This is a genomic window from Psychrobacter glacincola, from assembly GCF_965118485.1.
GTDB classification, from domain to species: Bacteria; Pseudomonadota; Gammaproteobacteria; order Pseudomonadales; family Moraxellaceae; genus Psychrobacter; species Psychrobacter glacincola_D.
In genome coordinates this window covers 1-19,604 of sequence record NZ_CBCPJH010000034.1, presented here as the reverse complement: position 1 = coordinate 19,604, position 19,604 = coordinate 1, and the positions used below count along the sequence as shown (strand labels likewise).

The 19,604-nt window shown below is 42.4% G+C and carries 15 protein-coding genes, 1 pseudogene and 1 other annotated feature; of the genes and pseudogenes, 6 read left to right on the top strand and 10 right to left on the bottom strand.

What is annotated here, in order from left to right; genetic code table 11:
* Positions 1-14: 14 nt before the first annotated feature.
* From ACMHKH_RS11835 to ACMHKH_RS11820, 4 genes are all read right to left on the bottom strand, one after another.
* Complete coding sequence (locus ACMHKH_RS11835; RefSeq protein ID WP_011514505.1) at positions 15-266, bottom strand: BolA family protein; 252 nt, start codon at positions 264-266, stop codon at positions 15-17.
* A 168-nt stretch (positions 267-434) separates the two neighbouring features.
* The gene (locus ACMHKH_RS11830; RefSeq protein WP_413520844.1) at positions 435-1,439 is read right to left on the bottom strand and encodes an alpha/beta hydrolase; all 1,005 of its coding nucleotides are present in this window, start codon (positions 1,437-1,439) and stop codon (positions 435-437) included.
* Positions 1,440-1,609: 170 nt separating this feature from the next.
* Positions 1,610-2,392, bottom strand: a complete 783-nt coding sequence (locus ACMHKH_RS11825; RefSeq protein ID WP_413520843.1) for a BON domain-containing protein — start codon at positions 2,390-2,392, stop codon at positions 1,610-1,612.
* A 288-nt stretch (positions 2,393-2,680) separates the two neighbouring features.
* Positions 2,681-3,199, bottom strand: a complete 519-nt coding sequence (locus ACMHKH_RS11820; protein ID WP_413520842.1) for a YraN family protein — start codon at positions 3,197-3,199, stop codon at positions 2,681-2,683.
* 158 nt (positions 3,200-3,357) lie between these two features.
* Here ACMHKH_RS11820 and rsmI point away from each other — a divergent pair, with 158 nt between their 5' ends.
* Both rsmI and ACMHKH_RS11810 read left to right on the top strand, forming a co-directional pair.
* On the top strand, positions 3,358-4,326 hold the full coding sequence (gene rsmI / locus ACMHKH_RS11815; protein WP_413520841.1) for a 16S rRNA (cytidine(1402)-2'-O)-methyltransferase: 969 nt from the start codon (positions 3,358-3,360) through the stop codon (positions 4,324-4,326).
* A 54-nt stretch (positions 4,327-4,380) separates the two neighbouring features.
* Positions 4,381-5,421, top strand: coding sequence for an adenosine kinase (locus ACMHKH_RS11810; RefSeq protein WP_413520840.1), 1,041 nt, complete (start codon positions 4,381-4,383; stop codon positions 5,419-5,421).
* Between the two features lie 84 nt (positions 5,422-5,505).
* Here ACMHKH_RS11810 and ACMHKH_RS11805 read toward each other — a convergent pair whose 3' ends face one another.
* Both ACMHKH_RS11805 and nfuA read right to left on the bottom strand, forming a co-directional pair.
* Positions 5,506-6,813, bottom strand: a complete 1,308-nt coding sequence (locus tag ACMHKH_RS11805) for an O-acetylhomoserine aminocarboxypropyltransferase/cysteine synthase family protein (RefSeq protein WP_413520839.1) — start codon at positions 6,811-6,813, stop codon at positions 5,506-5,508.
* 216 nt (positions 6,814-7,029) lie between these two features.
* Positions 7,030-7,713 (bottom strand): Fe-S biogenesis protein NfuA, encoded by a 684-nt coding sequence (nfuA, locus tag ACMHKH_RS11800; RefSeq protein WP_413520838.1) that lies wholly within the window; start codon positions 7,711-7,713, stop codon positions 7,030-7,032.
* Between the two features lie 574 nt (positions 7,714-8,287).
* On the opposite strand from nfuA, the gene ACMHKH_RS11795 reads away from it, so the two are divergent.
* Together ACMHKH_RS11795 and ACMHKH_RS11790 are read left to right on the top strand one after the other, a co-directional pair.
* A complete protein-coding gene (locus ACMHKH_RS11795) occupies positions 8,288-8,524 on the top strand; it encodes an IS630 transposase-related protein (RefSeq protein ID WP_413520853.1) in 237 nt (78 codons plus the stop codon).
* Positions 8,463-8,738 carry a transposase gene (locus ACMHKH_RS11790; RefSeq protein ID WP_413520837.1) on the top strand — a complete coding sequence of 92 codons (276 nt, stop codon included), beginning with the start codon at positions 8,463-8,465 and terminating at the stop codon, positions 8,736-8,738. The genes ACMHKH_RS11795 and ACMHKH_RS11790 overlap by 62 nt, the downstream gene beginning before the upstream one ends.
* Before the next feature lie 249 nt (positions 8,739-8,987).
* On the opposite strand, the gene ACMHKH_RS11785 is transcribed toward ACMHKH_RS11790, so the two are convergent.
* The 3 genes from ACMHKH_RS11785 to ACMHKH_RS11775 form a co-directional block, all read right to left on the bottom strand.
* Positions 8,988-10,207 (bottom strand): IS3 family transposase gene (locus ACMHKH_RS11785; RefSeq protein WP_413520836.1). Its coding sequence is split into 2 segments (ribosomal slippage): positions 8,988-9,931 and positions 9,931-10,207, totalling 1,221 coding nucleotides; the frame shifts between segments, so codons are not numbered across the junction.
* Positions 9,816-9,932: a sequence feature (AL1L pseudoknot), on the bottom strand. (Overlaps the previous gene by 117 nt.)
* Before the next feature lie 120 nt (positions 10,208-10,327).
* Positions 10,328-10,984 carry an HAD-IA family hydrolase gene (locus ACMHKH_RS11780; protein WP_413520835.1) on the bottom strand — a complete coding sequence of 219 codons (657 nt, stop codon included), beginning with the start codon at positions 10,982-10,984 and terminating at the stop codon, positions 10,328-10,330.
* Positions 10,985-11,133: 149 nt separating this feature from the next.
* The gene (locus tag ACMHKH_RS11775) at positions 11,134-12,150 is read right to left on the bottom strand and encodes an RluA family pseudouridine synthase (protein ID WP_413520834.1); all 1,017 of its coding nucleotides are present in this window, start codon (positions 12,148-12,150) and stop codon (positions 11,134-11,136) included.
* 1,233 nt (positions 12,151-13,383) lie between these two features.
* On the opposite strand from ACMHKH_RS11775, the gene ACMHKH_RS11770 reads away from it, so the two are divergent.
* The gene (locus ACMHKH_RS11770) at positions 13,384-17,691 is read left to right on the top strand and encodes an Rne/Rng family ribonuclease (RefSeq protein WP_413520833.1); all 4,308 of its coding nucleotides are present in this window, start codon (positions 13,384-13,386) and stop codon (positions 17,689-17,691) included.
* Between the two features lie 111 nt (positions 17,692-17,802).
* On the opposite strand, the gene ACMHKH_RS11765 is transcribed toward ACMHKH_RS11770, so the two are convergent.
* On the bottom strand, positions 17,803-18,732 hold the full coding sequence (locus tag ACMHKH_RS11765) for a DUF808 domain-containing protein (RefSeq protein WP_413520832.1): 930 nt from the start codon (positions 18,730-18,732) through the stop codon (positions 17,803-17,805).
* 319 nt (positions 18,733-19,051) lie between these two features.
* On the opposite strand from ACMHKH_RS11765, the pseudogene ACMHKH_RS11760 reads away from it, so the two are divergent.
* Positions 19,052-19,604: pseudogene (locus ACMHKH_RS11760) on the top strand (RNA-guided endonuclease TnpB family protein); the annotation flags it as partial.

Here is a 19,604-nt window from a genome sequence, read left to right as displayed (position 1 = left end):
AAGTGATGAAAAATCTAGCCTTGCGATTGAACATCCCACTCAGCAGGCGTTAACGCTTGAATATTAAGCGCATGAATATCGCCACTGGCAATTTTATCATTCACCAACGCATAAACTGCTTGCTGACGCTGCACGGCACGTTTGCCCTCAAAACTGGCATCGACCACACGCACATCGAACTTAGTTCCTTGATTAGCAGCTTGAATAAAAGCATCTGGAAAATGCGTTTGTAAAAATGCAATCAAATCGTCAGCGTTCATGCTCATAGAATATTCTGCCTTAAAATTTTAAATAGAGTATAGAATTAAAGTGACGTCATTATAACAAGAGTTTAACCATCTTACAGTACTGTCTTACACAAGGATGCCTAAGCGTTATCTGCCGCGAATAAAATCCATATTGCATGTTACTAGTACGCTTGATACTAAAAACTCTTATTTCAGAGTCTTGTCTAAATAATTGACCACTTGGGCACGTACATCATTGACCCAGCGCAGAGGCGGTGCCATCGCCCCAATACTGGTGGCATGACTAGCACCTGAAATCTCACCAGTTTGTACATTAACGCCTACAGCCTTGAGTGCCTGTGTCATTTTAATAGTATTACTCTCATAAACGACAGTATCTTTTTCGGCAGTCAGCAATAAATATGGCGGCTGTGCGCCTTTTATTTGACGATCCGGCATCACTTCATCAGGTGTTGCATCGGCTGCAAAAGCGGTAGCGCTACTAAATTTGCGGAAGTCATAACTGTAAGGACCTGCAATACCTATGACGGCGGCGATTTCTGTCGGCTTAACACCATAAGGCTTTAAGAAATCCTCATTGGCAATAGCAGCAACCGCATTAAACGCGCCAGCAGAGTGACCAACAACAGCTAGACGTTCAGGATCAGCATGAAATCGCGTGGCATTTTTATAACTCCATGCAATCGCTTGTGCCGTATCTTCGACATAATCCGGATAGACATGCTCAGGTGCTTTACGATAATTAATCACCGCCGTCACATAACCTGCTTGCGCCAAACTTTGACCAACAAAGGCGTATTCTTCTTTGCTACCATTCTCCCAAGAGCCGCCATGCACAAACACCACCATGGGGTAACTGGTCTTGATGTCAGTTTGCGATTCCATAGCTTTTGCTAAAGGCTTTGGATAATAAATATCCAAGTCTTGGTCTGGCGCGTCGCCATACAAGATATCTTTACTAACTCCAACACCGCCATTTGAAGTGATACCATTAACGACAGCAAGCGCTGAGAAAGCCTGTACTTGCTGCGTCGCGAGCATAATACTTCCCACTGCCAATGCTGTAGTCACCCCTGCCCTTATACGTTTGGTCGTTATAATTTTGGTCAGCTTATCGCTGTGATTATTAGCAGCATTATCGATATCGCTATTCTTGTTAGCACTTTTTTTACTAATACTAAAATCCTTCATCGTCAGTATCCCTGTTAAATTAAATCTACTATATATTTTGAATTCATATAGTTTATGGGTTTACTGCGGATTTATCGTGCTTCTACTGTTATGTATATTTAGGCTTATTGTGAGTACTATTTGGGCGTTTTTATACGATACCCATTACTTATTGATATAGGTTTTTTAATTTACGGCGTTTTATATAAATCAATATAAGGGCTTGATGAAGGCTCAGTAACTGGTGTGCCACCCTCAGTCACTATAATAGGTGTGGCACCAATCGCAGGATCTACCGCAACAGAGCTACTGACTTCAAGCGCTGCGACATTATTCACCACTGCAACTCTAGTTGAATTGGCTGAGCTGGTTAGGTTATTTTCATACATAATATCATCGTTGCCAAGCTTAACGCCTCTATCATCGACGACAGTGGTCAGTAGCACCAATTCTGTGATACCAACCGTACTATTGGCAATATCAATCAGATGACTTTGCTGCGTCGGTGTCATACGGCCCATGACATAAACCACACCATTATTGGTTACCGCTTTAATTTGTGAAGCTTTAACACCATTAGCGCTGGCTGTCTTTGCCATTAGCTTTGATGTGATATAACCGTCGTGGACCGTTTGGCTATAGCCTTTTGACGCACCAACCGTCAGCTCATTGTATACTTGGCGCACGTCTGGCATAGAACCGACTACTTTGCTAATTTCCGCTTTGACTGCCTCCGTCGGCACTTCACCGGTCAATAATACAATACTATTAAAGCTATCAATACTCATGCGGCTTGTCTGCTGCAAATTCTCTTGTAAACCATAGACGTTAATCTTGACAGTATGCTCAATACTACGATCAAGCAGGCGCTGCGGGATGGTGCGCTCGGTCATCGGCACACCATAAGTACCTTCTGTACTATTGGTTAAATAGTTGGTGGTACAGCCCGTGGCAACAATGCTCGAAATCAACATAACGCTTATCGCGTTAAGGCGTGGTGAGCTTAAAACTGCAGTGCGCAGATGCATCCGTGTCATGAGTTACCTCTTAGAACATGAGTGGTTATAATAAATAATATTGACAGTTAAGGGAGTTAACTTTTAGTAAATATAGCAGAATTCTGCTTCAAAAAACCCTTTGAGTGCTGCCACTCTACTGAATTTTTACTGCTTACAGTTAGGCTTTTGGTAACGACAACTTCATTTAATTCACTTTAACCTTATGAAATTAGGCATGATTAAATCAATAAGAAAGAAACTTTATTACCAAGCTGAGGCTATAAATGCGCCTTGTAGCCATTCAGGTCGATTAATTTCTAACCGCTGATTTGATTGAGTACCCAATAAAATATCTGTCTCATTTTTATTGTTGTTATTCGAGGTATTATAAGCAATCACATCAAACCGACATTCATAATCGCTGTATTTTTGATTTTGCTGCAGAAAGTAATGTGCTGCTTTAATAATTTTACGTTGTTTACTTGCTGTGACGCTGAGCGCCGCATCGCCAAAATCTGAGCGCTGTCTTTGTCGCACTTCAATAAATACCAGTGTTGACCATGCCTGCCCTTTTTCTAACATCACCAAATCAAGCTCACCAACTTTGTGCTGCTGCCAGTTTTGGGCAACCAAAATCAATCCTTGCGCTTGCAGAAACTCACACGCCCGCTGCTCAAATCGGCTACCTTGACGCTGCTTAGGAGAGGTTAGCATTAAAGGCTTATCATTTGCCATAACGTCTATCTGTCTGCTTAACATTTCAGAATTATCATAGCACATCATGCTAAACTAACCACTTTCGCGTGTTGATACTGCTAGGATTTTTTACACTGTGCTTAAGCCTTATTTGATGAGGCATTTTTGCCTTTACTGTTATTAGCCAGTTTTATCAGTCAGTGCGCTACATACCTTTTTTATCATATTAATAACCCGAGGTTTTCATGTCTAGCCCTACCGCGATGCCAGCTTGTCTTTATATCGTTGCCACGCCTATTGGCAATCTTAGCGACATGACACCACATGCAATTGACGTCTTAAAGCAAGTCGCTATCATTGCCTGTGAAGACACCCGTACCTCAGGTAAGCTGTTGTCACACTTTGGTATTAACACCAAAGGTAATAAGGACGCTGATAGCGAAGAAGTAACAGCCCACAATAATAAAAATGATGCTGAAAACGACTCTGATAGTTCTGATAGCGTGGCTAAACAAAAAGGTCACAATAAGCTTTGGGCGTATCATGAACATAACAGCGCCATTCAAACACCCAAAATCATTGAGATGATTGAGCAAGGTCATTCAGTCGCCTTGATTAGTGATGCTGGTACGCCACTGATTAGTGATCCCGGTTACCAATTGGTACAAGCAGCGCATGCAGCTGGCGTTCGCGTCTCCCCTATTATTGGTGCCTCTGCTGCCATTGCTGCGCTGTCCGTTGCAGGATTGCCATCAGACCGCTTTAGCTTTATTGGCTTTTTGCCCGCAAAAACCCATGGTCGCCAAAAACAACTGGCAGCGTTGCACTCTCGCACTGAAACTCTAATATTTTATGAAGCGCCGCATCGTATTATTGCTAGTTTAGAAGATATGGCGACTGTATTTGGTGCTGAGCGTGAAGTGACATTTTGTCGCGAATTGACCAAAACTTTTGAGACTGTCAATAAGAGTACGCTTGGCGCTTTGGTTGAATTTGTCAAAGCCGATGACAACCAGCAGCGCGGTGAGATTGTAGTAGTAGTCGCCGGAGCCAATGTTGCCCAAGACGTTGATGACATCCGTATTCATGATAAATTACTGCAACGTCTGCTAGAGGACTTGTCAGTGAAAAAAGCTGCTGCATTAGGCGCTGATATCACTGGTGTGAAAAAAAATGCGCTCTATCAGCGCTTACTTGAGTTACAAGCTGAATAATCTTTAGATATTAAGTTTAAAAGTAATTATCAACATATTTAGGAGAGACACGTAATGTATGATGTAATGGCGATAGGCAATGCCTTGGTTGACCACGAATATCTGTTATCAGATGCAGCGCTAGAAGAGACCGACCTGACCAAAGGCAATATGACGCTGACAGGTATAGAACAGCAGCAGCAATTATTGGCGTATTTTAAACTTGCCGATATTGAGCCGTCAAAACAAGCAGGCGGTGGCTCAGCGGCTAATGCTATGTACGCGTTTTCAAGTTTGGGCGGTAAGCCTTTTTATGCCTGCCGCGTAGGCGATGATAAGCAAGGTGAGTTTTACCTAAAGGACTTACATGAAGCAGGCGTTGCCACCTCTCCTCAGTCTATCCATGCAGGCGGCGTAACAGGCTCATGTGTGGTTGCGGTCACTGAAGATGGCGAGCGTACCATGCAGACGTTCCTCGGTACTTCAAGCGATATCACCGCTGATAACGTCGATTTTAACGCCTTAACTGAAGCTAAATGGCTATACTTAGAAGGCTATCTTGCGATGTCTGTAGGTATTCAGCCAGCAATGGATAAATTGCGTCAGCAAGCAGCTGGAAATGGTACCAAGATTGCCGTTAGCTTTGCTGATCCAGCGGTAGTAAAGTTTGCTAAAGACGGTTTGCTTAATATGCTTGGTAATAAAGTCGCGGTGATATTTTGTAATAGTGAAGAAGCGAACTTATTCACGGATAAAAAAGAACACACTTCAGCCGCAAGTGCGCTACTTGAGTATTGTCAAACAGCGGTCGTCACTGATGGAGCAAATGGTGCCATCATCGCTCATCAGCCAAATAACGAGTCAGAGATTGAGATTTATAATATTCCTACTCCGACCATTGCCAATGTTATTGATACCAATGGCGCGGGTGACAACTATTCTGGCGCGTTCTTATATGCTTTATCCCAGCAATATAGCTTGCCAGAATGTGGTAGACTTGCCAGCGAAATAGCCGCACAGGTTATTCAACAATTTGGTCCGCGTTTAGCCTCACAGGATTATAAAGATATCGCGCAACGTGTACTATCTGCTCAACCTCTAAAAATCTGTTATTGATACTCATAAAAAAGCCCATATCATCTCGATATGGGCTTTTTATTTACAGCGTTTTTCAGCTTTAATTTAGCAAAAACTTATAAATTAAGCAGAAGCCAATGCCTGCTCTAAATCCGCTTTGATATCTTCGATGTGTTCGATACCAATCGATAGACGCACCATATCTGTACTGACGCCCGCATTTTCTAGCTCTTGCTCATTAAGCTGGCGATGGGTGGTCGTCGCTGGGTGGCACGCTAGTGATTTAGCATCACCAATATTGACCAAACGTGTAATCAGTTGCAGCGCATCGATAAAGCGCGAACCTGCTTCCAAGCCACCTTTTACCCCAAAGGTTAAAATCGCAGATGGCGTACCTTTCATATATTTCTTAGCAAGCTCATGCTCAGGATGGTCAGGTAAACCGGCATATTTCACCCAAGCGACTTTGTCATGGTCACGTAGATATTCTGCAACTGCTTGGGCATTTTGGACATGGCGCTCCATACGTAAGCCCAATGTCTGTAAGCCCTGTAAAATACTAAAAGCATTTAGCGGACTTAACGCTGCACCAGTATTACGCAATGGTGCCACGCGAGCACGAGCGATAAATGCTGCTGCGCCGACGTCTTTGACGAAGTTTACGCCGTGATAGCTATCATCAGGAGTATTCAATAAAGGAAAACGCTCAGGATAATCACCCCATGGGAAGGTACCGCTATCAACAATCGCCCCACCAATCGAGGTACCCGTACCACTCATATATTTGGTTAATGAATGAATGACAATATCCGCACCGAATTCAAACGGACGACATATCGCAGGCGTTGCAACCGTACTATCAATCACGACTGGTACACCATATTCATGGGCGATATCACTTAATGCTTGAATATCAATGATGTTACCCAGTGGATTACCGATACTTTCAGCAAAGACCATTTTGGTTTTATCATCGATTAAATCACGAATCGCTTCAGGGTTTTTGTGATCGAAGAAACGCACTTCGATACCTTGGCGCGGTAGTGCATGAGCAAATAAATTATAAGTACCGCCATATAGGGTTGATACTGCAACGATATTATCACCCGCTTCACAAATGGTTTGGATGGCATAAGTGATAGCAGCCATACCAGAGGCGACAGCCAGCGCCCCAATACCACCTTCAAGCGCTGCAACGCGTTCTTCTAATACCGCATTGGTTGGATTCATAATACGGGTATAGATGTTGCCTGCAACCTTTAGGTCAAACAAATCAGCGCCGTGCTGGGTATTATCAAAAGCATACGAGCTGGTATGATAAATGGGCACTGCAACTGCTTTGGTGGTTGGTTCAACACTGTAACCGGCATGAATCGCCAAGGTTTCAAGACGTGGGGTATTGGCTTGCTTAGCTGGTTGTCCATCACTCATGTTACGCTCCTATTTATATAGATATTTATTATTTATCAAAGAATATTTGGTGATTAAATTAGCTGTCGCTAAACGATAGGCATAAAAAAAGCTGAGTTAATCATAACCCAACTTCTTTATGAAAAGAATAGCGAATTATTTATCTCTTAATGACAAATATTCATAAGCGACAAAACAATCAGTATACTCATCCAAGTTATAACAATAATTTAGCCTTTATTTATAATAAGCGTTTTCTGTACGAGTATGATCGGTTTCATCAATCACTTGCGTTAGCTCTGGAATTTGCTGCTTTAATTGCACTTCAACGCCTTGACGTAACGTCATATCAACCGCTGAACAACCTTGGCAGCCGCCACCAAATTTCAATACCGCAGTCAGACCAATGCCTTCTTCATCGATCAGCTCAAGCAATTGCACGTCGCCACCATGCGCCGCCAAGCTTGGGTTAATCTCAGACTGCAGTACATAGTTGATGCGCTCTTCTACACTGGCATCAGCACCGACTTTTGGTACTTTAGAGTTTGGTGCACGGAAGGTCAACTGACCACCAAAACGGTCTTTATTGTAGTCAATCACCGCATCTTCTAAATAAGGTACTGACGCTGCTTCAATAAAGGCAGAGAAATTCTCGTAGCTAAATTTCAAATCCGCACTGTCTTCTTCGCCCGGCTGATTGTAAGCCATGCAGCACTCAGCACGCGGTGTCCCAGGATGTTCAACGAAAATACGCACGCCAATACCATCAGTATCTTGCTTGGATAGCAAGTCTGCCAAATAACCTTGAGCCGCTTCAGTAATGCTGATGTTACTTTTGGCTTCCGTTTGCTCAATATCTAGCGCTGATTCGTAATCGGCAGCGGGTTCTACTTGCGTATCAGTTGGATTGTGTTCACTCATAATGCTTCCTATGTGTTATGACACAAGCGCTATATTGGTCACGTCTACTGTGTCGTCAATGTAATGTGAGGTGAGGTGAGGTGAGGTGGAGTTATATAAAATCATCCATCATTTTGGCTTATTATTTTACTAATTTGGCAATGATGACTGTCTATTTATAGCGTCTATTATAGCGCACTTAGGCGACTATTCCGACTGTGCTACTGCGATTTAGCAGTGAGCATGATAAATAGTCGTTATTGATTTCTCTCATGACTACTCTACAACTTATCTTAAAGGGATTAAGCACAAGAAAATAGAATTTTTAAATAATGGTTTTAGATGGTTAAAAGTAGTATCAAAAAAATATCGGAAGACAAGTATCTACGTCTTTTTGCTCTGCATTCTATATAAAGACCCAAAACCTACTTATAGTCAATCTTAGATAAAACCGATACAATTTTTATAACCAATTCATCTAGTGAAATAAACGATGACCTATTCAATCGACTTTCGCAAACAAGTACTACGTAACATTAAAGACGGCATGACCATTCGAGAAGCTGCTAACTTTTATTAGCTTAGCACAAGCTCGATTAACAGCTGGCAGCAGAGCTTAACTCCTAAAACAACCAGAAATAAAGAACCGACTAAAATATCAAATGAAGCCTTACTGAAAGATGTTGAGCAGCATCCAGACGATTATATGTATGAGCGAGCACAGCGTTTAGGGTGCAGTAAGTCAGGCATTGAGTCGGCTTTAAAGCATCTTGGCATTAGTCAAAAAAAAGACCTTAGAGCATCCAAGAGCGTGTCCAATAAAAAGAGCTGAGTATCACAGTAGACTTGATAGCCTTAAGCAGCAAGGCTATCCCATTATTTATATGGATGAAAGCGGCTTTGAAGCTGAAACCATTAGACCTTACGGCTATGCACCGATAGGAAAACCCTGTATTGATCGCTACAACTGGCAAGCAAAAAAGCGTACTAATATCATCGGTGCTCTATATGAAAAGATGCTATTTGCGCTTGATTACTTTGAATAGAATATCAACAGCCATATATTTTATGATTGGTGCAAGTTCACGCTAATCCCAAGTCTCAAGACTAAATGCGTGATCGTGATGTATAACGCAAGTTTTCATAAGAATAAGCGTATCCAAAAATTACTGAACAGGCATGGCCATCGTATCTTTTAGCTACCACCCTATATCACTGATCTTAATCCCATTGAAAAGAAATAGGCACAAGCTAAGTGAACCACCCCGACTATATCGGAGAGTGTTTTACTTGAGTCAGGCAGCAATGCCTGACAGGGTTAAATTATCATAGTACCGCTTTTCAAATTCAAAAGGCGACACATAACCAATCGTGCTATGCAAACGTGTTCTGTTGCACCAATCGACCCACTCTAAAGTAGCCAGTTCAACATCATTCACGCCTTGCCACTGCTGTTTTAAATAATCAATCACTTCAGCCTTATAAAGTCCGTTAACCGTTTCAGCCAATGCATTGTCGTATGAATCGCCTGTTGTGCCAACAGAGGCCATGACACCGCTGTCAGTCATCTTATCGGTATAGCGAATAGATAAGTACTGAACCCCTCGATCACTGTGATGAATCACATCTTTGGGATTGTTTCTATCTGTTATCGCTTGATTTAATGCTGCCATTACCATATCGGTATTCATACGATTAGATACTTTCCAGCCGACGATAGCGCGAGCAAACACATCAATAATAAAAGCGGTATATACCCAGCCACTCAGTGTCTTGATATAGGTAAAGTCAGCAACCCAAAGCTGATTAGGACGATGGGCATTGAAGTTGCGATTGACCAAGTCATCAGCACGCTTTTGATCATCACGGCTGTGAGTTGTTATTTTACCTTTACCGCGCCAAACGCCTTGTAGGCCATGCTGGCTCATTAAACGCTCTATGGTACAACGAGCAATCTTTAACCCATCAGCTTTCATCTGCTGCCAGACTTTACGCGCAGCATAACGGCATTTGCTGACCTGCCAGATGCGTATAATTTCACTGAGGTAAAAGTCGTCATGCTGACTGCGCAGTGAACGCTTGTGTGGGTTGTCGCTTAAGGTTTGAGCACGATAATAAGTTGACGGGGCAATCGGTAATACTCTACAGATCAGCTCGACCCCATAATCGTTTTTATGATCATCAATGAAATGAACCATCACTTGGGTGGACGGTCGAGCTCCGCCTGGGCGAAAAAAGCCGCAGCCTTTCTGATGATTTCATTAGCTTGTTTAAGCTCTTTATTCTCGCGTTCAAGCGCTTTGATGCGTTCTTTGTCACTTTGTGCTTGCACTGAGGCAGGAATAGTCTGATCGATGTGTTTTTTATGCCAGGATCGCAGGGTCTCAGGCGTGCAGCCAATCTTAGGGGCAATGGCTTGAATGGCTGACCATGTGGAGGGGTAATCGCCCGACGCTTCAATCAGCATGCGAACGGCGCGTTCTTTAATCTCAGGAGTGTAGGTTTGTTTTTTCATTGTCGTATTCTCTCAGAATATTGAGCCTCCGACAATACCGGGGCGGTTCAAAGTTTCTACGCCAAGGTTGGATGGAGAATAATCTACCTAAACTATTTTATGATATGGGTTTTTCCAGTTTTATTGTGGATTGACTATATCCTTACCATAATTCACCGCTATACTGGTCATGCCTAGACTATTTGCCATTTGAATATCATAAATACTATCACCAATAAATACCGCATCAGAGATTTGCTGCTTGGTATACTGCAAAATATCCGTTAGCATTTGCGGATCAGGTTTTGAGCCTGCTTCATCAGCACAGCGCGTCATCACAAAATAATGGTGGCTATCTGAGGCATCCAATACTCGATCTAAACCTTTACGTTTTTTGCCTGTGGCGACTGCAAGCTGACGATTTTGCTGCTGCAAGGTCTCTAGCATATTTTCTATTGGGGCAAAAAATGGGGTACGCTGACTATTAGCAATATAATAATCCGAATAACTTTGCTGAATTGCCAGTTTCTGGGCATCGGTTGCTTGTGGATATAAGATATCGATACCATTCATGAGACTTAAACCAATTATGTCTTTGACTGCTTTATCGGTAGTGGCAAAGCCATGCGCTTCGCCTGCTATATGCATAGACTCAACGATTAAACCAATCGAATCCATCAATGTGCCATCCCAATCAAATATGACCAAGGTCTTATCGGCTAAATCATGCGGGTCAGCTGATTGAGAGCTTTTAACAGCTATTGTCGTTGCTGTTGTACTTGTGAAAGTTTGGCTCATAAATATACCCTCTAGAATAATCATTATAAATGGCAGATAGCAAAACGTCACGACGACTTATTACTCATAAGCTAGCGTGACGTTTTGGACTGATGCTTAATATATTAAATGGCATTTACCGTAAAGCGATCTTAAGCTTAAGCAGCCGCTTATTTAGGTAAATTGGCTTTAATATCTTCTGGCATCCAATCGAGCATCTCATCCGGTAAAGGTGCAGTAATGGTGTCATAACCAGGAATATCTAAACGCCATGCATGCAGGCATAGACGATGTACACCAGATTTATCATGTACGTGGTATTTATCGTCACCCAAGATAGCATGACCAATATGTGCCATATGCACACGAATTTGATGGGTACGTCCGGTAAGTGGTTTGGCTTCAATCAAGCTGACGGGCTGCTCAGCAATCGTGAAACGACCATGAACGACGATATCTGTCTGGCTTTCTTTGGTTTGCGGGTCTTGCGTATCTACCTTAACGCGTCGCTCACCACTTGCAAGCGTATAACGCAACAATGACGCATCAATACGTTGCTCGTTGAGCGCGGGCTGACCTTTTGCAATACATAAATAATGCTTTTGGATAGTTTTGTCGACTAAATGCTGCTGTAATACTTTAAGCGCCGAGCGTTTTTTAGATATCATTAGCAGCCCAGAAGTATCTTTATCGATGCGATGCACAAGCTCTAGATATTTTTTACCCGTAACTTCACGCATGGCTTCAATAACGCCAAAAGCAAGACCACTACCGCCATGAACGGCAATGCCTGAGGGCTTATTGAGCACGATTAAACCTTCATCTTCGTAGACCACACGTGCCAATAAGCTTTTGGCAAATTCGCTACTGATGATAGGTTTTTCGCGCGTAGCAAGTACCACTGGTGCAATACGCACCACGTCTTCACGCTGCACTCGGTCATGCGCTTTACAGCGTTTATTATTGACGCGGATCTCATCTGAGCGAATCATTTTATAGATATGCGGTTTCGGCAGACCTTTTAAGCGATTAAGCAAAAAATTATCTAGGCGCTGATCATGCTGATGACGCGTGACTTCAAGGTAATTGACCTTGCCGAAATCACTAATCTCATCGTCAGCACTTTGTGGGCGCGTTTTACTATTAAAAATAGCGGGCGCTTCGTGGATAGGTTCGTCTTTTGTCATTTTTGAGTTCGTCATTTTTAGTTAGGCGTTTACATAAAGATTTGCTATAGTTTACCATGTTGAGCGCCAATTAAGCAGAGGCTGAGACAATAATTCATTGCTAATTGATGGTTGTTTTCGCCAGAAAATCTCGTTTTTAAGCATACTAATTACTTGTTAATAGCTTGTTAGTAAAAACGGTTGGCTCATACAACCTGTGCAAGTACGGCGTTTCATCTTATTTTAAAGGTGTTATAGCAACAGATATACTTTATAATACTTAACGAATTAAAAAAATATAACTGATATTTATCAGTGAATTATTATTTTTTAGTAAAAACTATTTATGCTTACAAAGCATTTTTTACAGAATATTGTGATAATAAATAGCATTGATTTGATAAATGTGGCACTAGCCCTTTATTAAGTGATAACCATATACCTTTACTCACTACCCGCATGATAACGACTTGATTTGATAATTTATTATCTAGCAGTCCTTTAGCCGCGTGCAGTTGAGCAAGTATGGGTGGTTAAGAGCGCAATCGAGAAGCAACACTATATATCTCGATAACTGCCTGAGTATCGGCGGTCAAACAGAGGACGATAAGTAGGATAAACATAAGACACCGTGCCGATAAGCCGGTCATTTATTCTGTTTGCCAAGTACGCCCCGCTGATGACTCACGCAGCAAAAAAATCGCTTTGAGACACCCAAGATATTATTAACGTTATAACCAAAAGAACGATAAATAAAGAATGACCAATTGCTTGACCTAGATGGATAGCTGCTGAAATTTACTACTTTATATAAGTATATTTTATAGTTAGTCAACAGCGATATGATTGCTAGACCTTGATTGATTATGTGACAGCACGATGCTTTTTTGGTATCGGTAATGCCTTTTATATATCAGTAACCAGCCGCCGCTATGATGAAACAACAAAGTGCGCTGACAACCCACCTGGTTCAAAATACTGATGATAAATGACCACCTGCTTACGCATTAATCGTTATAACAAGCCTGCTTACATTGAGATATAGACATAGTCTTACACCCTATACTTTCTATATTAATGTTGATATCACTGGTTCAGAGTTATGCTTTTGCAAAGTGTTTATGCGCTTCATTACTCTACTTTATGTTCTGCCGTTAACTAGCATCTGCTCACGCTAATTTTTTATTAGCAGCGCTTGCCACTTAGCTCTAAAGTCTGTCTCGTCGTTGTTGTGCGTACTCATAGGATACTATTATGAAACGCATTTTAATCAACGCCACCCAAAACGAAGAAATTCGTGTTGCCCTCTGCAAAGGCAATCATCTGTACGATTTCGATCTAGAAAACCGTACCCGCGAACAAAAAAAATCTAACATCTATAAAGGTCATGTGACCCGTGTCGAGCCATCGCTTGAAGCGGTATTTGTTGAATATGGCTCACAGCGTCAAGGTTTTTTGCCCATTCGTGAAATCTCTGCTGAGTATTTAAGCGGTAATCCACGTGATGAGAACATCAAAAAACTGATCAAAGAAGGTGACGAGCTCATCGTCCAAGTTGAAAAAGAAGAGCGCGGCAATAAAGGCGCTGCCCTTTCAACTTATGTGTCATTAGCAGGACGTTATTTGGTATTAATGCCTAATAACCCTCGTGGTGGTGGTATCTCGCGTCAAATCTCAGGCAAATTGCGTGAAGATATGAAACGCATGCTTGGTAGTCTTGATCTGCCAAAAGGCATGAGCGTCATCATTCGTACGGCTGGTATTGGTAAAACCCAAGAAGACTTACAACACGATTTAAACCATTTGCTAAATATTTGGCAAGCTATCCAAGAACAAAACCAAAAATATCCATCACCGCGCTTGGTTCATCAAGAAGCAGGCGTTGTTACACGTGCTGTGCGTGACTATTTACGTGATGATATCGCTGAGATTTGGATTGATAACGAAAACGCTTATATTGAAGCCGCTGGTTTTATCGATGCAGTCATGCCAACACAAGCAGAAAAACTGCGCAAATATACCGACTATGAGCCGATGTTTTCGCGCTTTAATATCGAAAAGCAAATTGAAACGGCTTATCAGCGTGAAGTTCGTCTGCCATCAGGTGGCTCAATCGTTATTGATCAAACTGAAGCTTTGGTCTCTATCGATATCAACTCAGCTAAGTCTACTAAAGGTTCAGACGTTGCAGAAACCGCTTATCATACCAATCTAGAAGCAGCTGATGAGATTGCTCGTCAATTACGCCTACGTGATATGGGCGGCTTAATTGTGATTGACTTTATTGATATGAATGACAATAAGCATCAAAAAGAAGTTGAAAAACGTCTGATTGATGCGACCAAATACGACCGTGCCCGTGTTCAGTTTGGTGATATCTCGAAATTTGGTCTAATGGAAATGAGCCGTCAGCGTTTGCGTCCGTCATTAGAAGAGTCAACTGGTTATATTTGCCCACGCTGTCATGGCAACGGTATGATTCGTGACCTACGTTCATTGTCGTTATCAATTATGCGTCAGATTGAGCAAATCGCGCTAAAAGAGCGTCAAGGTGAAGTTCAAGCTGAAGTACCAACTGATATAGCGGCTTTCTTATTAAATGAAAAACGCGATGCCTTAGTTTATCTCGAGCAAGACAGCGGCACGCGTATTACCATCCTGCCGCATGCGCATTTAGAATCGCCAAACTTCAAGCTTCACTTTAACCGCGATGGCTTTGCACCATCAAGCTATGAACGTATCACCGACACCCAGCTGCAAGAGCATAGCGAGCTTGGCTATAACGTTGATTGGCAAACGGCTGAAAAAGAGCGCCCTGAGCAGCAGCCTACCCGCCAGCCTCGTCAAAGTGCAGATAATAATAATAACGGCAGTCAAGCGCAGGCGCACCCTAACGCCCAGCAAAGTATGCCTACGCCACCGCAAAATAATACTAGTCAGAGCAATGAGCATCGCACTAATAACAATAATAGTAATGTGACATCAGCGCGTGCGCCGCAGGCACAACAGGTTAATGACACTCAAAATGTTGCGAGCCCAACAGCCCCAGTAGCGCCTCAAGCAACTGCTATTGCTGCTGCACAGCCGCAAGCAGTTGCTTGGTTGTCTAATTTATTTGCGCAAGCCCCGCAAGCTCAAACGATATCAAGTATCAGTAGCCGAGACGCTGCTGAAGCTATCGAGGCATTGGTAAATACCGGAGCACAAAGTTTAGGCTCGTTTGGACAAGTAGATAATACCGCTCTAGGAAATACCAACAATAGCCAAAATACGACAGTGCCACAGCAATCAACTGACCAGAAAAATGCTAATCCGCAGAATCGTCAACAGGCATCTGTTACTGAGAGTAATAATGACGATAGCAGCGATGCTGAAGAAAGAAGAAGACGTAAGCCGCGCAAAGCAAGACCGTCTAAACCGCGTGCGAGAAAAGAGCCGTCAGAAGAAACTGACAATAGTACCGTTAACGATACAGCTGACGGCAGCGTAACCAGTACTGACGACAAAACTGACAATCAAGATAAGCGTCAGCAGGACAACAGACGTCATAGCGACCGTAATCGTAACAACCGTCAAGACAGCAACCGCAATGACAGCAATGCTGATGCAGCTAATGCCACCGATAGCAGTCGTTCTGATACCTCTGATAATGTGGCAGTAGAGCAAACTCGCACTAAGCGCAAATCAAACAGCCAACGTGGATCACGTGGTAAGCTTGAACGCGGTGAAACTTTAACATCGGCAGGCGTGCAGCAGAATACTCAGCAAGTATCAAAGGATGCCAACGCTAGCAGAAACCAGTCTCATGCGCGCCGTAATCAAGACCCTAATGAAGTAGTAATACAGGTAAATGAAGCGGTTAGTGAACTAAAATCACCAGAAGTGGTGCATTTATCATTAGATGACAGCAAGTCTACAACACGCCAAGTAACTCAACAGCAAGTAGCAGTAATTGAAGATTCTGCTGACGCCGAAAAAGAGCGTCAAGAGAGTACTACTGATCAGCGTGCGGATAAGCAAAAGTTAATCGAGATCAAACCAGCGCAGCAAACTACTAAGCCTATCGATACCAGCAACGATGTAGCTGATAAAATGCAACGAGATAGCGCACAATCTGAAACTGCTGAAAAAAGCCCTGCCCAAGTTGATCAGGTAGAAAAAAGCGCTACTAACGAGAACGCGCAGCAACCTACCTCGAAAGATGATGATAAAGGTAGCAAACAAGATGACGATAAAGATGGTGATAGAAATAGTAATGAGAAACCTTCTGTCAACGAGCAAGTAACGACAATCAGCAGTACAGACAGCGACGCTGAAGGTACTGTGCCAAGTCAAGAAGTTGTCGTTGCACAAGCAGAAGAAAAAACAGCAACTGCCCCTCAACAGACAGATGTCACTAGTACTACGAGTGAAGATCTAACAATTGGTTCTGAAGAAAAAGCTACTGATACTATTATTGATACCGATATTGATAATAGCAGCCTTCAGACAGCGCTTGAGGTCAACGCTAAAGATTTGTTTGCCAAACGTTACGTTACGGCAAATAAATTTGGTCAAGCCAGTAATGACCCACGTATAGTACGTCAGCAGCAAGCGCAATCATCTATTGCTGAATCTTCTCATGCAAATAAGCAAGATGCACAAGTCGCTGTAAGCACACCAACCATTCGTGGTACGGTTGGCGAATTTATCCGTGCAACCTTAGCAGAGGCAGAAAATCGCTTAGCGACAGAAGGTGTCATCAGCTGCTTTAACGCTGCTATCGCGATGCATCTACAGCAGGCGCAAGTTAAGGGTACCTCTGAGAAGCAAGTTACTATTAAACCAATAGCTCATAGTGAGTTCGATTTTAGCAACTACGGCTATCAGCCTTTAGGCGCAGACTACATTGCACGCTTTGAGTCAATGACTCAAGCCGTCAGTCAATTTTCCGCTGCCCAAGGTAAAACGTCAGTAGAACCACGTGCTATCAATAAACGTGCTAGCAACGATCCACGTGGTCAGCATCCTGACTATGAAGAGTCAGCGGTATTGGCGACTGTTTCTGACGAGGCAAATGATACAGCAGTGCAAACTGTGAGTGATGCTGATACGCTAAACGTAGAAGCAGATGCGCTTGCTAATCAAGCACAAACGGACGCTGTTAGCGACCATAGTCAGCAGCTGTTAGAGGCAGAACAAACACCTGCAGCAGTTAGCACAGCGACAGTTGATACTGAAAGTACTGTTAAAAGTGATGACACAGCTGAAGCACAAGTAACTACAGCCGATGCTGAAATAAAAAACGTTACAGATGAGCAAAACGATACGGCGCAATCCGATGAATCTTTAGTAGAATTATCTACTAAAGAGGACAGTCAGGCAGCCAAATCAAAGACGACCATCGCCAGTTATAAAAACATGATTGAAAATGTGGCTGAGCAATTGTTACCACAAAAAGGTATGTTTAATCTAACGACGCCTAAAGTGCCAAAGGCTCGCGCACGTAAGCCAAAAGCTGAGCATAAAAAGCCAACGCAAGCTGAAAAATTAGAGTCTGATAACTCAGATAGCGAAAGTTAATAGCAGCTATTCAGTTTGAAAGGTAAAAGCCGTAAAGTTGAAAGCCCCAAAGTTATAAGCAACTTTGGGGCTTTTTTATATTTAATCGAACCTATTTAAATGGTTGTTTATTCAATGTGCAGAAGTAGCATCTTTGTCTTTATTGCGTATTTTACCAATCATAGTGACAATAACCACTATTAGAACACCAATGACTAGGCCAACTAGTCCATTCAATAACATAGTCGTTAGACTTTCAAAAACACCGGTCAAATGGGCAATATCCTCAACTTCGTGATGTAAAAAACTAATACCATGCACTAAGATGCTACCACCAACTAAGAACATGGCTAAAGTACCAGCGATAGATAAGAACTTCATTAATTTTGGCGCAGCAGATAATAGGAACTGACCTATTTTCTGTTTTATATCGCCCGACTTGTTCATTAAATATAGACCTAGATCATCAATTTTGACGATAGCAGCGACCAAGCCATAAACGCCAACCGTAATAGCGACAGCAATAATAGCGAGAACCAAGCTTTGCTCTAACAACGTCGCGCCAGCGGCTGCACCAAGCGCTATCACAATAATCTCAGCTGATAGTACAAAATCTGTGCGTACCGCGCCTTTTATCTTTTCCTTTTCAAAAGCGACCAAATCGATCGTCTCATCGGCATTGGCACGTAGGCGCGCGTTTTGTTCTTCATCGTGCGGCAAAAGATGCGGCCAAAACTTATGAATTATTTTCTCCGCACCTTCATAGGCCAAATATAACCCGCCACACATCAACAGTAATGTGACTAATGGTGGATAAATAGCACTAATCAATAATGCTGACGGTACCAAGATAAGTTTATTGATGAATGAGCCCTTAGCCACTGCCCAGACGACTGCCAACTCACGATCCGCTCTGACACCAGTCACTTGCTCAGCGTTGAGCGCTAAGTCATCACCTAAGACGCCAGCCGTTTTTTTGGCGGCAACCTTGGTCATCAGCGAGACATCATCTAATATCAAACTGATATCATCAAGTAGGGTTAATAAACTGGCACCTGCCATAGTTGCTCCTTAAACGGCTATTGCTTTAATAAGTAATGTTAAAGTAACAGACTGTGCTGTTATGAGATGGGATTATAAGCAGTAGCCTACCTACACCTAAAATGATATGAAATAGCACAAATGTATTTTATTTATGTTTTCTTAACCAACAGATACAAATTGTGGGTTTAATCAGACGGACAAATAGCCTTTAGCGGTTATTTATTATATCCTGCGGTAAAACCACATTATTATAGGGCGTGGATGTAAGACGTCAGCAGTTGTCGCTTGATATTAGAACACACTTGCCACTCGCTCAATTTGTGGACATACTTTGATCATGAAAACCCTAAAGCTACGCATCAAAGACAAGCATGCCAATCAGCTAAATATCTTAGCAGGTGCGGTTAATTTCGTGTGGAACTATGTGAATGACTTGAGTTACAAGCACCTACAACTTACCGGTTATTTCTTTTCAGCTTATGACTTAGCGGCTTATACCAAAGGCAGTGGTGAGTATTTAAATTTGCACAGTCAGACCTTGCAAGCAATCACCGAAACCCATGCCAAATCCCGTAAACAGTTTAAAAAAGCCAAGTTAAACTGGCGTAGCAATAATCCAAAAGCTAAACGTAAATCACTAGGTTGGATTCCTTTTAAAAAGACTGCCATTAAATATCTAGGCGTCAAAAAATCAGGTAAGAAAAGTCTTAAATCTACACTTCAACTCAGTCTAGCTAAAGGCAAAAAACTGACAATTGATGTATGGGACAGCTACAACTTATCGTTGTATAAAATAAATACTTGTGAGCTTGTGCAAGACAGTCGCGGTCTTTGGTATGCCTGTATCACCGTCAAAGACTCTCCAGGAAAAAAATGCGGCAACAATCAAA